Annotated in this window: 16 protein-coding genes and 2 pseudogenes; 12 read left to right on the forward strand and 6 right to left on the reverse strand. The window is 46.6% G+C overall.

Translation table 11 applies throughout. The annotated features are described in order from the left end of the window. Window positions 1–7: 7 nt before the first annotated feature. Window positions 8–460, reverse strand: a complete 453-nt coding sequence (locus JCM14467_RS03225) for a RecB-family nuclease (RefSeq protein ID WP_054849128.1) — start codon at window positions 458–460, stop codon at window positions 8–10. A 76-nt stretch (window positions 461–536) separates the two neighbouring features. Between JCM14467_RS03225 and JCM14467_RS03230 the strand changes: the two genes are divergently transcribed. The 3 genes from JCM14467_RS03230 (at window position 537) to JCM14467_RS03240 (ending at window position 2784) form a co-directional block, all read left to right on the forward strand. Continuing rightward, window positions 537–1694 carry a CBS domain-containing protein gene (locus JCM14467_RS03230; RefSeq protein WP_054849129.1) on the forward strand — a complete coding sequence of 386 codons (1158 nt, stop codon included), beginning with the start codon at window positions 537–539 and terminating at the stop codon, window positions 1692–1694. A 194-nt stretch (window positions 1695–1888) separates the two neighbouring features. Beyond that, window positions 1889–2164, forward strand: coding sequence for an RpoL/Rpb11 RNA polymerase subunit family protein (locus JCM14467_RS03235; protein ID WP_054849130.1), 276 nt, complete (start codon window positions 1889–1891; stop codon window positions 2162–2164). Between the two features lie 38 nt (window positions 2165–2202). Continuing rightward, entirely contained in the window at window positions 2203–2784 is a 582-nt protein-coding gene (locus JCM14467_RS03240; protein ID WP_054849131.1) for a hypothetical protein, read from the forward strand. 58 nt (window positions 2785–2842) lie between these two features. On the opposite strand, the gene JCM14467_RS03245 is transcribed toward JCM14467_RS03240, so the two are convergent. Next, complete coding sequence (locus JCM14467_RS03245) at window positions 2843–2986, reverse strand: hypothetical protein (protein ID WP_252900559.1); 144 nt, start codon at window positions 2984–2986, stop codon at window positions 2843–2845. 125 nt (window positions 2987–3111) lie between these two features. Between JCM14467_RS03245 and JCM14467_RS03250 the strand changes: the two genes are divergently transcribed. Then, complete coding sequence (locus JCM14467_RS03250) at window positions 3112–4077, forward strand: winged helix-turn-helix transcriptional regulator (protein WP_252900560.1); 966 nt, start codon at window positions 3112–3114, stop codon at window positions 4075–4077. On the opposite strand, the gene JCM14467_RS03255 is transcribed toward JCM14467_RS03250, so the two are convergent. After that, window positions 4064–4249 carry a hypothetical protein gene (locus tag JCM14467_RS03255; protein WP_054849134.1) on the reverse strand — a complete coding sequence of 62 codons (186 nt, stop codon included), beginning with the start codon at window positions 4247–4249 and terminating at the stop codon, window positions 4064–4066. The two genes, JCM14467_RS03250 and JCM14467_RS03255, sit on opposite strands and share 14 nt — an antisense overlap. Window positions 4250–4376: 127 nt before the next feature. Between JCM14467_RS03255 and JCM14467_RS15345 the strand changes: the two genes are divergently transcribed. The 8 genes and pseudogenes from JCM14467_RS15345 to JCM14467_RS03275 all read left to right on the forward strand — a co-directional run bounded on the left by JCM14467_RS15345 (window position 4377) and on the right by JCM14467_RS03275 (window position 10778). Next, the gene (locus tag JCM14467_RS15345) at window positions 4377–4631 is read left to right on the forward strand and encodes a hypothetical protein (RefSeq protein ID WP_252900561.1); all 255 of its coding nucleotides are present in this window, start codon (window positions 4377–4379) and stop codon (window positions 4629–4631) included. A 50-nt stretch (window positions 4632–4681) separates the two neighbouring features. Further along, a complete protein-coding gene (locus tag JCM14467_RS15350) occupies window positions 4682–5029 on the forward strand; it encodes a hypothetical protein (protein ID WP_252900562.1) in 348 nt (115 codons plus the stop codon). Between the two features lie 44 nt (window positions 5030–5073). Beyond that, complete coding sequence (locus JCM14467_RS15355) at window positions 5074–5805, forward strand: hypothetical protein (protein WP_252900563.1); 732 nt, start codon at window positions 5074–5076, stop codon at window positions 5803–5805. A gap of 47 nt (window positions 5806–5852) precedes the next feature. Next, window positions 5853–6515: a hypothetical protein gene (locus JCM14467_RS15360; protein WP_252900564.1), complete on the forward strand. Its 663-nt coding sequence runs from the start codon at window positions 5853–5855 to the stop codon at window positions 6513–6515. Window positions 6516–6617: 102 nt separating this feature from the next. Further along, window positions 6618–9301 (forward strand): annotated as a pseudogene (acnA, locus tag JCM14467_RS03270) (aconitate hydratase AcnA). A gap of 379 nt (window positions 9302–9680) precedes the next feature. Continuing rightward, the gene (locus tag JCM14467_RS19320) at window positions 9681–9815 is read left to right on the forward strand and encodes a hypothetical protein (protein WP_256359194.1); all 135 of its coding nucleotides are present in this window, start codon (window positions 9681–9683) and stop codon (window positions 9813–9815) included. Window positions 9816–9930: 115 nt separating this feature from the next. Further along, window positions 9931–10146, forward strand: coding sequence for a hypothetical protein (locus JCM14467_RS15365; RefSeq protein WP_252900565.1), 216 nt, complete (start codon window positions 9931–9933; stop codon window positions 10144–10146). A gap of 314 nt (window positions 10147–10460) precedes the next feature. Then, window positions 10461–10778: a hypothetical protein gene (locus tag JCM14467_RS03275; protein WP_054849135.1), complete on the forward strand. Its 318-nt coding sequence runs from the start codon at window positions 10461–10463 to the stop codon at window positions 10776–10778. A 48-nt stretch (window positions 10779–10826) separates the two neighbouring features. On the opposite strand, the pseudogene tpiA reads toward JCM14467_RS03275, so the two are convergent. From tpiA to JCM14467_RS03290, 3 genes and pseudogenes are all read right to left on the reverse strand, one after another. Next, a pseudogene (gene tpiA / locus JCM14467_RS03280) lies at window positions 10827–11515 on the reverse strand (triose-phosphate isomerase). A 66-nt stretch (window positions 11516–11581) separates the two neighbouring features. Then, complete coding sequence (locus JCM14467_RS03285) at window positions 11582–12436, reverse strand: metallophosphoesterase family protein (RefSeq protein ID WP_054849136.1); 855 nt, start codon at window positions 12434–12436, stop codon at window positions 11582–11584. Between the two features lie 46 nt (window positions 12437–12482). Continuing rightward, window positions 12483–13193, reverse strand: coding sequence for a ParA family protein (locus JCM14467_RS03290; protein WP_252900566.1), 711 nt, complete (start codon window positions 13191–13193; stop codon window positions 12483–12485). Window positions 13194–13306 lie beyond the last annotated feature (113 nt).

A 13306-nucleotide genomic window follows, 5' to 3' on the forward strand; every position in this document is an offset into this window, starting at 1 on the left:
AATAACCTCATTCAATGCATTGCCCAAGTACTCTGTTAAGCGCCAACGTTAGCAATGCCGTACTACCAACATCCTTACCAACAACCTTAACCTGCCTACCCAGGCTCAACTCACTCTGCATAAATGGCTGATCAGACGCTTGAATCACCATTAGTGCCCTACCCCTAACCTCATCGCCCATGGGATCACCCCTAGTACTTAGGAAATATATTAAATCTGGACGGAGTAATTCCACGACATCCCTAATGTCAGGTAGCACTATTAATGTGGCACCAGACTTAAGAACTAGCCTAAAGGCTTCAGGCACGCCCTGCTGGGCCGCTATACCGACGGCTTTTGTTATGACTATAGTCCTGACGCCAAAGCCCAACGAGACCTTTACTGCATCGAGAAGCTTCTGCACACTGGCTGGGTTATGAATCACGGGTATTACATTATTAATGGCTTGCTGGCAGTCCATCGATCCGTAATCAAAAACCCACCCTATAAATCTATAACCCATTAAAATTATTAAGGGCCTTTAAGTCAAAACCTTGATGAGTACACCCAGGGTCACCGAACTCATGGATAATGTCATTGTGGTTGCAAAGCCCAAGGACATTATTTCCAAGGTCATTTCCGACATGAGGGACTTTAAGGTATGGGTTGTGCCCGTTGTTAATGAGAACGGCAAATTAGTGGGTGTCCTCAGTTATAGGGATTTGCTCGAACGGAGGGTTAGCTTAAGGTCCAGGGTATCCAGCGTAATGTCACCGCCCTACTCAATTAGCCAGGACTCAGACCTGGTAAAGGCGATGTCGAAGATCGTAAATATGAGGGTCAGGGCACTCCCAGTTGTGGACTCAAGCATGAGTCTCGTAGGTATACTAACCAGGGAGAAAATACTGAACTACCTACTAAGCAGTAAATTATTACCTCGTGTGCAAGTGTCATCCGTTATGTCTAAACCAGCAATAACGATAGAGGCTGATGAGGCTGTGGCTAGGGCGAAGTGGCTCATGGTTAGGCACGGGATAACGCGGTTACCAGTCCTAGAGGCTGGTAAGCTTTATGGGATTGTCTCAATGCGGGACATAGTCGAGAGACTCTACTATGCATCAATACCGAGGAGGAGTAGGAGGGGTGACGTGGTTGGCACGGAGGATGACATATTGGCAGCCCCTGTAAAGGCCATAGCAACGACACCCGTAATAACGGTTAGTGAGGATAACGATATATACGAAGCCGTTAACTTAATGCTCAGTAAGGGCATCTCAGGGATGCCTGTGATTTCCGGAGACTCTGTGACCGGTGTGGTATCGAGTTATGACATCATAAAGGCCGTACTAAGGCCATACGAGGAGGTCCCAATGGAGGCTAAGCTAACAGACATCAATGAGGATGTTAAGCCATTGGTTGAGAAGGTCATTTCGAACTATATGGCTAAGATTAACAGGATGACGAACGTGATTGACGTTAAAATAAACATTAAGAAGTACGAGAGAGGAGGGGAGGAAAAGAGAAGCAAGTACTCAGTGCACTTAATGCTTAAGGATAACGTAAACACGTACACGGTTAATGAGATAGATTGGGACCCGGTGAACGCCGTAAGGTACGCATTCGAGACCTTGATAAAGAGGATTGAGAGGGAGATAAATAGGACAAGGGACGTAAAGAGGAGGGGTAGGCTACGTGGTGGTCCACCCAGTGAGTAATTAATTATTGATGATGAGCGCACCCTTTAATGATTAATGATTGTATCGCCAACGGCTGATAACGCATCAGCCGGTACGTGAACTCTTCACCATTCCGCTACGGGGGTTATCATCACTTGACTAAGTGCTCTCAATGTATTACATTTAGGCTAGAGCTAAAGCTTTTATTTTACTACCTACTCCACACTGATTTCGTGATTAGGATAAGCATCGTGAAGGCCGAGGAAAACTACCTAGAGGCGATAGTCCAGGGTGAGACCTATACACTCTTCGCACCACTAATCGAATACCTACTCAAGAGACCTGACGTGGAGTACGCAATGTACGATGTAGACCACCCACTTACGCAGAACGTGCGGTTCAGGATAAAGACCAAGGGGAGACCACCGCTTGATGTGATTAAGGAGACCGTGAATGAGATACTTAAGGATGTTGAGGAGTTGGAGAAGGGGTTCCTGGGTTCATCATAGTTTAAATGGCATTAAATAAGTTAGTACGGTGATTAACCTTGATTTACATATTGGGCGAACCACCGAGCTGGTTGAATGGCATGGTTAAGGAGCTGGGGGAGGACACGGCAATAATTAATGATTGTAATGTACCACCACGTAGTATCGTAATCGCAATAAACCGTGGATGCGCCGCAAAGGGCTCAGTAATACTATCCCTATTGCCATATGGAGGTGCAATACTCATTCAAAGGAGTACTGCGAAAGGCGTACTATCTGCGGTAATAAACCTCCTCAGGAGGATAAGCAATGCTGATCACATCGAGGATGCGTTACGAATGTTGGGATTCGTTAGGACCGAGGTTGTTAATGCAGCGGGTATGTCTGAAATCATGGTTAAGGATCAGGTAATTCCAGGCTCTATATATACCATTGCCGTACTCGGCGCAGATCAGAACAGGTGTGTGGCAGCTCTGGGCAGGGGCACGGTTAGGGGTACGCTAATCCTAAACTCATCAGTAACCTGGTTACTAGGCAGTGCCGGCGAGGTTTATGTGGCTAAGGGTGACTTAATGCTTGAGCTCATGGCCCTATCGATGATTTTTGGCATTAATTTTATCCATTCGAATACGCCTTATTAGGTTAATGGCTGAGAGAGCCGTAGCTGCACCATTCAGTATCAGGAATACCAGGTTCCAGTTAAGGCTGAGTATGCGTGAGTAATGCACTACCTACTAGGTACGGTATTGTCAACCTAAGTGGTGGTACATCACCCAGTGCGAGAATCCAACCTACAGCAATGAATAATAGGCCTAGTATCCCCACTATTATTGTGGCCACCATACCTGCGTGAGTAATCGCCAGTATTTTTAAGGCATACATCATGTTGTGATCATTGCGGTAAAAAAAATAAAAGAATGCCCTGTAGTATTCTATAATTAACAAAGATGAGGGGTCTATTAATAGTGATGCCTAGCGCTGTTAATGAGATCAAGAGATTGGTCAGTAATTACTCGTCGTTTGACGTTGTTACTGAATTAGGTAATGATGTTGGTGGGTATGATGTCATAGGCATTGTTGGTACGGACAAGTTCATAATAATGAACCTGCATAAACTAAGTTCATGGGAGGGCCCAATCCTCACCGTCGGCTTTGGACTAAGCTTTCTAAATTCCGTAGACATTACGAACTTGGATAAGGCACTGTCAACAATAGTTAATGGTGATTATGATGTTGAGGATATACTTAGGCTCTCCGTTAATGTTAAGGGGAAGAAATTACCAAATGCGATAAATGAAGCAGCAATTTTCCCGGCCAGGAGCGCAATAACTCTTGAGTATAGTCTATACGTGAATAATGAGTACTTATGGCACGACGTTGCTGATGGCTTAATAGTATCGACGCCCACCGGCTCCACGGCATACGCCATGTCGGCCGGTGGGCCGCTAATACATTCACGGGCTCAGGTCTTTGAGGTTGTTCCCGTGAATAGTACGAACCTAGCCCGCGTACCCGTCATTGTGCCTAGTGATTCTGTAATTACGATAAAGGACTTAACATCCAGATCTAGGATTGAGGTTATAATTGATGGTAGTGTCAGGACTTACGTTGGTAACGAGGTTAAGATAATGTCTGGAAAGCCGCTTAAGCTTGTTAGGGTTGGCGAGGTGTCGAGTGCCATTGGTCGTTATGAAAAGAAGATAAGTCTATTAGCTAACATGGACTTACCGCCGAGTGCTAAGTTCATACTTAAGATCCTCGAGTATGAGGGTCAATTGACGCAGAAGGAGATTGTTGAGAAGACGATGCTCCCGAGTAGGACGGTTAGGAATGCACTTAGTATTTTAATTAGGAAGGGTTTGATTCAGAAGCAAATCATTATTAGGGGTAATAAGGAGGTTATTGTGTACTCCCTGAAATCTACTGGGCAATAATCCTTCGTCTAGCTAACTCAATCCTTGAACACCTAATATTCCTGATATCGCTCTTATTCGATAGATTAGCTATGAGTATTACCCTTACATGATCCTTAATATTAACGACTAGTCTAGGCCACATTATTAATTGCTCATGGGCTATGTACTTCCTCAACTCATACCTCACCATACAACTATTACTTCGTGAACCAGTTAAAAAGTGGTTTGTAAGATGCAGAATCTGCACATTTTTTCATAGAACAATATTATCATTATGAACCATAAATTTAATAAATTCTAAAGGTGATAGAATAATGATGGCTATTAATAATGAATCTAAGAAGGTAGTTAATGAGGAACTTATTGAGGAAGGTCAGGATTTCATAAGAAGGCTGATAGAACCGTCACCAGCCATCGTTAGGATTCATTGTTATAATTGTAATTTCGATAGTGTGAAGATCCCTAACGGGGTTGAGTTCAGGTTTAGGTTATTAATGCCGTTTATGGCCGCCGTGATTAGGTATAGGCAGCCCATTAAGGACTTACTAATGCTTGACTCTAGCCCGTTATAACGGCTATTTATCAATCCAGGGTTAAGGATAAGAAGACCGAGAGACCCGTCGTGGTAATTTACGGCGAGATAAACCCAACAAAGAGGATTTGGAGGGTATTGAGCATTTATAACCTGGTTCTCGATGATTACAAGGATTCCATTGTTAAGCAGTTTAATATAATTACGAAGAAGGAGATTTGGCACTACCACCAGAGCGTCTCGCTGAATGGTAAGACACAGCACATAGGTATTGTCCTGGCTAATAAGGTGTTGATTAGGTACTTAACGAGATTTGGTGAGGATGGTGCATCAATAAAGATGATTTTGCTAACGCCGGATGGTATACAAACAAGGAGACTGCACGTGGATTCGGAGGAGGAGGTTTCGGCTGAGGAGAAGTCCATGATTGGCGACTAATTAAGATAGTAAAGTTTAAAAATATTAAGTATTTACTAAAAACTATGACAAAGAGAAACCGGAAAGCTGCAAAAATATTAATAATTATAGCAATAACACTAACGGTAATACTAACGATTTATACCCATGCACCACACAATGATTATGTACGTATACACGAACCATTACCAAGAATGGCACCTGCGGCATCACTCGCAGGCGCATTCGCATACGTATCTAACTTTGAAAACGTAAGTGAACCACTCAGTTACTATGGATGGATACCAATCAGCGGACTAACGCCCACAATAGTCACACAGCCCAATTATTGGGGTGAACCAGCGTTGAAGTCTATGGCTGTAAATGGGGAGCCGCAAATCGATATTGTTAATCCATCATTAATAGTTAGGGGTGATCAATTCCTGTCGTTCCAAGTAGCGATTTACTACGGCGATGGCGGTAGTGGCTTCTTTGGCCTTGTAAACGGTAATTACCAGCCAGTGGCTATTGTAGGCGTTGCCAATGGCTATGTCTGGGCCGGTCCGAATCTCACGGACCTAAAGCCCGTGGTCCCACTATCAAACCTATCCAACGCGCTCTACCCGCCTGGCTGGGTCTTCATAATGGTTAACGTATTCAATGCGAGCACGCCAAGTAATAAGACCGCTGGTTGGGTTATGCAGGTCTTTGTCGACCAGACTGACGAACCGCCATTTGAGGTCTCCGTACCAGACGCTGGTAATTACTACACGGCAGCCATAATAACGACTAAGGCACTGTCTATTACACGGACATAATAGTCACGAGTCTCGAGATACCTATATACCTGCAGAATTACAATAACATGGAGGGTTACGGACAGGGCTCAGGCCTACTCGTTACATTATTACCACCCTTCTATAACCTGACAGCCCTAGTACTCCTTAGGTATTGGAACACGCCGCAGGTCGGTATCCTGAGCTTCCAGATAAATGCCATGAATTACTACGGTGCAACTAGGTCATCATGCGTTGGCTTCTTCCAAATAGGCGTTGACCTGGACCCGAATGGCACGATAGCTCCGTGGTACGTGCCTGGGAAGAACTGTGTTGCGCACTACTTCTTTAATGAGACTACCATGAACCCGGCGGTGCTACCTGGCGTATCAACACCTAACAACACGTTGTTAAAACTAATGATTTATTATAACATGAGCGCCAAGGAGATAATCTTCGAAATCTATGACTACAACACGAACCAACTCTGGATACATAAAATACCCTACAGTGGAACTCCATTCTACGCGACATACACGCAGCTCGAGTTCCAGTACGCCTACACAAAGTACCCAATAACGGACTATATATTCAATGGGACCATGTTCGACATAGAGGTTACATACCTAAACGGTACCACGGCGACGCTACCGGCTAGCTACATGATACCGTTCGAATTAGATGTACCATTCACTTGGGACTTAACGTACTATAATGTAAATGTCTCGGGCTACAACCAATTCACTAAATAATGCAATATCAAAAATATATTGAAGTAAATAATTAAAAACCGTGGCTTAAGTTATATCCTCGTGGCCAAGAACCTGCCCAATTTGTGGAATACACTAAGCGTAATGGACGTTGGCGGTATTAAGGTTCGTTATTACTCGTTAAAGGCCCTTGAGAGGGAGGGTTTTGACATTGCCAGGTTCCCATACGTGATTAAGGTATTCATAGAGAACCTGCTTAGGAATTATGATGGGCAAGCGATCACTGAGGAGGACATTGAGAATTTACTGCGTTGGAACCCGAAGAATCCAGGTACTAAGGAGGTCCCGATAAAGGTGGCCAGGGTATTGATGCAGGACTACACGGGCGTACCTGCTGGTGGACTTGGCGGTTATGAGGGAGATAGTGGCTAAGTATGGTATTGACCCAAAGGTCATAAACCCGCAGGTACCCACTGACCTGATCATTGACCACAGCGTGCAGGCCGATTACTGGGGTAGGCCTGACGCACTTAGGCTGAATATTAAGCTTGAGGTGGAGAGGAATGCGGAGAGGTATGAATTCCTAAAGTGGGCCCAAAACGCCTTCAAGAACTTCAGGGTCTTCCCACCAGGCACTGGCATTATACACCAGGTACACCTTGAGCATATTGCCAGGGTTGTGATGACCGAGGACCTTGGACCTGGCGAGAAGCTTGCGTACTTCGACACGGTAGTTGGCATGGACTCGCACACAACCATGATTAATGGGCTTGGAGTCGTTGGTTGGGGTGTCGGTGGTGTTGAGGCTGAGGCAGCTCTCCTTGGCCAGCCAATAGCTGTTTTACCGCCTCAGGTCGTTGGTGTTCACTTATATGGTAAGCCAAGGCCCGGCGTTACGGCGACGGACATAGTCCTATACGTCACCGAAACCCTTAGGAAGTATAACGTGGTTGATAAATTCGTAGAGTTCTTCGGAGAGGGCGTTAAGGAGCTCCCCATACCCGATAGGGCAACCATAGCCAACATGGCTCCTGAGTACGGCGCAACCACGGGTCTATTCCCAGTGGATGAGCAGACCCTGGCCTACCTGAGGCTCACGGGTAGGGATGAGTGGTTAATATCGCTTGTCGAGAGGTATTACATGGAGCAGGGTGTCTTTGGGTCGCCAAAGGAGGGTGATGTTGAGTATAGCCAGGTAATCAGCATTGACCTATCAGCCATAGAACCAACCTTGCCGGCCCATCACTCCCATGGCAGAGGAGATCACTAAGCGATGCGCCAAAGAGCATCGAACCTGTCATTGAGGATAGAAATAAGAAGAAAAACATAAGTGGTAGGAGGAAGGTCGTTATTGAGCTCGACGGTAGGAAGGTTGAGCTTGAGGATGGCTTCGTAGCCATAGCCGCAATAACCAGCTGCACAAACACAAGCAATCCGTACTTACTAATGGCATCAGCCTAGTGGCCAAGAGGGCTGTCGAGCTCGGCATAACGCCACCTCCATATGTCAAGACCGTGCTGGCACCAGGCTCAAGGGTCGTTGAGGAGTACCTAAGAAGATCTGGTTTGCTTCAGTACCTTGAGAAGATTGGCTTCTACATAACGGGCTTTGGGTGCATGGTCTGTATTGGCAATACTGGGCCACTCCCTGAACCATCGTTAAGGCGATTAGGGAGAACGACCTCGTGGCTACCGCCGTGCTTTCGGGCAATAGGAACTTTGAGGGTAGGATACACCCAGACGTCAGGGCTAATTACCTGGCCTCACCACCCATGGTCGTGGTCTACGCACTGGCTGGTACCGTCAATAAGGACTTAACCAAGGAGCCCGTGACATACACAAGCGATGGTAAGCCAGTCTATCTAAAGGACTTGTGGCCCAGCGACGATGAGGTTAGGAGCTATGTTGAGAAGTACGTGACACCGGACGAATTCGTAGAGAAGTACACGAGAATTGGCGACCTGGTGCCTGACGAGTGGAATACGTTAAAGGCACCAAGCGGTGACCTGTACCAGTGGAATCCAAGCAACACGTACATAAGGAGGCCACCATTCTTCGACGACTTCGACCCGGACAGGCTCGTTGAGGTTAAGGACATCATTGGTGCTAGGGCACTGCTTGTGCTCGGTGATAACATTACCACGGACACATATCGCCAGCAGGCTCAATACCAGCTGATTCACCGGCTGGTAAGTACTTGACCTCACTCGGCGTTAAGCCAGCGACTTCAATACCTTCGGCACGAGGAGGGGTAATTGGGAGGTTATGGTGAGGGGTGCGTTCTGGAGTAAGGGCGTTAAGAATAGAATGGGTGGTAAGGTGATTGAGGGCGGCTACACGATTCACTGGCCTGACGGCCAATTAATGACCGTATTCGACGCAGCCATGAAGTACAGGGAGGAGGGAACACCACTCATAATACTCGCAGGCCAAACCTACGGAGCCGGTAGCTCAAGGGATTGGGCGGCCAAGGGGCCGAAGCTCCTGGGGATAAAGGCTGTGATTGCGAAGAGTTTTGAGAGGATTCACAGGAGTAACCTGGTGGAGATGGGCATATTGCCGCTCCAGTTCATGGAGGGTGAGGATGCGGAGAAGCTTGGCATAAATGGTGATGAGACCTTCGACATCATCGGCCTATCACAGGGCTTAAAGCCCAGGCAGACCGTGGAGTTAGTCGTCCATAAGCCCGACGGCAGGGTCATTAGGACTAAGCTACTCGTGAGACTTGACACGCCGATGGAGGTTCAGTACTTCCTGAACGGTGGAATACTCCAGTACGTGCTTAGGCAAATAATTAAGAAGTATCGCCAGGGAAGCTCACAGTCATAATTGTTTAACTATCCTCCAATAATAATCATCATAAAAATTCCAGTCCAAAATCATACTTCGGTTTTATTTCGGTTCATTAATGCAGTAATCAATGCCATGAGTAATTAGGCTTATTTTTACAATTCAATTCCCCAGTTCCGCGCCGGAACTCAGTTCCACCCCGGAACTTAATCCTATCCTAGCAATTACTTATTACCATTTACAATGTGGATGAATTTACCGTAAAATAAAATAATAACTTATTCACGGGAATTAGCGTGAGTAGGAGGTCCATATTTGGCATTATTGCTTAGGTAAGTTCCAAAGTGATTCGGCGTATTCCGTGGTTGAGGTTCACAGCAGCGATGTCTCAGTCCTCGTCTCACCCTTCCTCTAAAATATGGCATACATCAGAGAGCTAGTTAGTATTACGCTTAGTGATTACCTGCATGTTAGTGTTGATCTGCATGATTTTAGGAAGGTTATCCCATTCATACCCGTGTATGGCTACCCAAGTGCGATGTACGTGCAGTAGTACTGGTCCCATTCGCCAGGAGGACTGAGGAGAATATTGCGCTACCCGCCAGGATCGTTGACATGTCCAACTTCAGCTTCACGGTTTACTACACCGTATACTGAGCCGATGGTTATTGACGACTTTTCCTACGACATGCGGCTCACGGAGGACTGCCCCTGTCAGAGTTGATCGAGATTCCTTCAACCTCATTGACAAGATATACACCTCGATAACCCCATCAAGTTACTACCTGGATGCCATGCAACTTGGCATGAAGTTCGATGATGATAATGGAACTGCAATTCTCGGCTACACCCTCTATTCCGGGAAACCAACAACACAACCCTAATCGGACAATCCCATTAGCTTACCTGGCTCCGCATAATCAATTAGAAGGATTGAAATTACCAATAGGAGGATATCAGGGCTTAAGTACGCACTGCTCCTACTGCTAATAGCCCTAATAGCCACAGGTGCCTATTTCCTCACTCAGTACGTTCTCCAGCAAGCCCTGCATGATGAGCCCTTGTCATACTACGTGAGTCCTTTAGTGAGTGCGGCTATTCTTGGCGTCGGTCTTGTCCTCCTGAATAGGTACTTGATCAGCATGGCGTTAGGATACCGGTATTAAGGAGAAGAACCCTTGAGAAGGAAGTCTTCATAGTGCCAGGTAGTGGCCGGCCCGTTGATGAGGAGTTGATTAGGAGACATGAGGATACCCTTAGGTTTACCGATGAGAATTCGGAGGGTTATGTGGCTGGTTTGGCAATGCTTGGTTTTATGTACCTCCAGAATGCCATTGCCTATGGTAATAAGGACCTTTACCTAAGGGCTAGGGATTACCTGGACAGGGCTAGGGATGTCATGAGGAGTGTCAATGTGAGTGATGAGGTTAGGATGCTCGTTGAGAGGTTGGGAAGAGAAATAGAAAAGAACAAAGCAGGTTTGAGGAAGGTTGATTCAGCGGATTTGATTTGCTAAGCAAGGGAAATTCACAATAATGTAATAACGAGGGCACAGAAATAATTTTCATTGAGCTCGCTTCATTAACGGAGCGCATTGGCGAGTTCCGTAATTTTTTTGCTTCCAATCCCTCGCCTTAACAATGGCACTGGCAACCAGTACTCCCTGTGTCCCAAGTTCAATGGCCTTCTTAACATCGTCAAAGCTCTCAATGCCGGCCCCGTGATCACTGGGATGCTTGGGTTAACCTTCCTAACGAGTTCCACAGTCCTCACTATTACGTCAGGCTTCTCCCTACTAACGGCCTTACCAGTGCCGATTAGCTCAGGCGGTTCAACAGCAACCGCGGTGGGCTCCAGGGCAGCCGCAGCAGCACTAGTGTATGGGTCCGGTGCGCACACAAGGGTTTCAAGGCCGAGACTCCTGGCCCTACTTACTAGCCAACCCAAGTCGTTGAGTAGTAGCCTATTCTCGCTATGGTTAAGTATAACACCGACGGCGCCAGCCTCCTTAATGAATTCAAGCGGTACATGGCCCGTCCTCGCCCCAGGCTCCACCGGATCCGCCCCCTGCGCGTATACAGGTATCTCAACACCCTCAGCCACAGTCCTCAGCTCAGTGATTGGTGGTGCAACGGCTATGGAGACACCAAGCTCCCTCGCCACGGACTCAGCGACCTTCGCAAGCTCAAGGGCCTTCTTGCCAAGGACCTCTGGGTATACTTTCATGTTTATGATTAGTATTGGTAACCTCACACCTATGCCTAACCTACGCCGTTATTAAAATTGTCGGGTTTAATGATAATAATGGGTTTACAAAATTCACAGCCAATCAACGTCATAACCACCCTCACCAACCTCCTCCCTAATCCTCGCGAGCACATCCATGGTGCCTAGGTAGGTCATGTCCGTTAGGTAAACCTCGATGTTGCTTAGTATTTCCCAGGTACGTGCGTAGTGGAGTATTGTCTCCACCTCAACCAGGTCCTTTGGGAATATTTCAAAGACGTCCATGCCCACGGTCAATGGGTTGAAGGTGGGTAGGATAATAATGTTCATTAAGCCTGAGGTGCTGGTTTCGGTATTGTACATGTTCTTGCCAAATACTGACTTGTCAACCCTTATCTTGACTATAACCGGTGCCCTCATTACGTAGCCCGTCACGTCCTGTATCAATACTGCCGGGTGGGTGTGCCCCATTATTATCACGTCAGCATTCATGAAATCCTCAATCCTCGGCTTGGAATTCCCGTGGAGTAGGAGCAGGTTTTTGCCATCTTTACTCCTTAGCATGAAGCCCCTTGAGTCTACGAGGTATATGTTTGATTTTGCATCATTACTCAATATTAGGTCGAGGTTACCGTCATGGTTACCCTTGATCAGGACTATCCTGTTGAATTTACCACTGATCCTATTAATGAATTCCTTAACCTCCCTGGCACTCTCCACTATACTCGCTATCTCATGCTTAACATCACCGAGGATAGCCAATGAGGTCGCCCCAGTCCTCTCCGCAAAATCAAGAATCATCTGAGCAATCCTGGCTGACTGGCTCGGGATCCTAACGCCCTTCTTACCAAGCTCAACCTCTAGACCCACGTGAGTATCCGCAATGAGCAACCACCTCTCACCATCATCAGAATCCACCGTAATGCCTCGAAACTCCTCAACGGACACAGCATCAGTAATTAGTGATTAATGCCTTAAAACCATTTTGCGTAATTCAACCCAGGACATCCCTAATCACGTAAGTCAAAGCCTCCCTAACACCAATGCCGTATTGACCAACACCATCATGAACCCACCTAATGAGCCATGGATCATAATGAACTACGCCAGGCTCTGAACCAGCAAGCTTACCAACAACCGAAACCCACTGCCTACCCAGGGACTCCCTAAACATATTAATCACCGGACGACCAACACCAACCGAGGACTTCCTAGCGAAGATTAACAGGTTCCTCAGGGCCATTAGGGAGCCAAGGTCCTGAATACCCACCGGGTACATTACGTCGCATCTTTCCAACGCATTACTAAATAATTCGTCCAAGCTTGGTTCAAAGGATGGGAAGTCAATGAGTACATGATCAACACCAACCCTATCAATTAAATAATTAATTAGTGAATTGAATTTCTCACCAAACCCACCATCCTCATTAATAAGCGCCAAATCACCACGACCAGAGGGAACTAGGTAAATGGGTCCATACCTGGTGGGGACTACGTGAACGACCTCGCTAATCCTCGATGCACCAATCACGTAGGTTGCCAGGGTATGACTCGGTAAGCCACCCAGCAGGTTCAATGAAGTGCTTGGATTCCCCATGGCCAGGTCAATAATGGCCAGCCTAATGCCGAGGGCAGGTGCTACCCTCGCCGCGAGCATCGTTAGCGTGCTCTTACCGACACCGCCTTTTTGGCTGAGGCAATGCACTTAATGCTCACGTTAATTTAGTCACACCGCAATTAATAAGGCACTACAAAAACGCTTTTAACCAACCACGGTATGTAGTAGGGCGTGGAAATACCAAAGTCAATACTCGCCAA

The sequence above is a fragment of the Vulcanisaeta sp. JCM 14467 genome (assembly GCF_001316245.1).
In the GTDB taxonomy this organism is placed as follows: Archaea; Thermoproteota; Thermoprotei; order Thermoproteales; family Thermocladiaceae; genus Vulcanisaeta.

Bases quoted from the DNA above. Each gene is read 5' to 3' on its own strand.
- JCM14467_RS03225 (WP_054849128.1), bottom strand. From the start codon at position 460: ATGGACTGCCAGCAAGCCATTAATAATGTAATACCCGTGATTCATAAC.
- JCM14467_RS03230 (WP_054849129.1), top strand. From the start codon at position 537: ATGAGTACACCCAGGGTCACCGAACTCATGGATAATGTCATTGTGGTT.
- JCM14467_RS03245 (WP_252900559.1), bottom strand. From the start codon at position 2,986: ATGGTGGCCACAATAATAGTGGGGATACTAGGCCTATTATTCATTGCT.
- JCM14467_RS03250 (WP_252900560.1), top strand. From the start codon at position 3,112: ATGCCTAGCGCTGTTAATGAGATCAAGAGATTGGTCAGTAATTACTCG.
- JCM14467_RS03255 (WP_054849134.1), bottom strand. From the start codon at position 4,249: ATGGTGAGGTATGAGTTGAGGAAGTACATAGCCCATGAGCAATTAATA.
- JCM14467_RS15345 (WP_252900561.1), top strand. From the start codon at position 4,377: ATGGCTATTAATAATGAATCTAAGAAGGTAGTTAATGAGGAACTTATT.
- JCM14467_RS15355 (WP_252900563.1), top strand. From the start codon at position 5,074: ATGACAAAGAGAAACCGGAAAGCTGCAAAAATATTAATAATTATAGCA.
- JCM14467_RS15360 (WP_252900564.1), top strand. From the start codon at position 5,853: ATGGAGGGTTACGGACAGGGCTCAGGCCTACTCGTTACATTATTACCA.
- JCM14467_RS19320 (WP_256359194.1), top strand. From the start codon at position 9,681: ATGGCATACATCAGAGAGCTAGTTAGTATTACGCTTAGTGATTACCTG.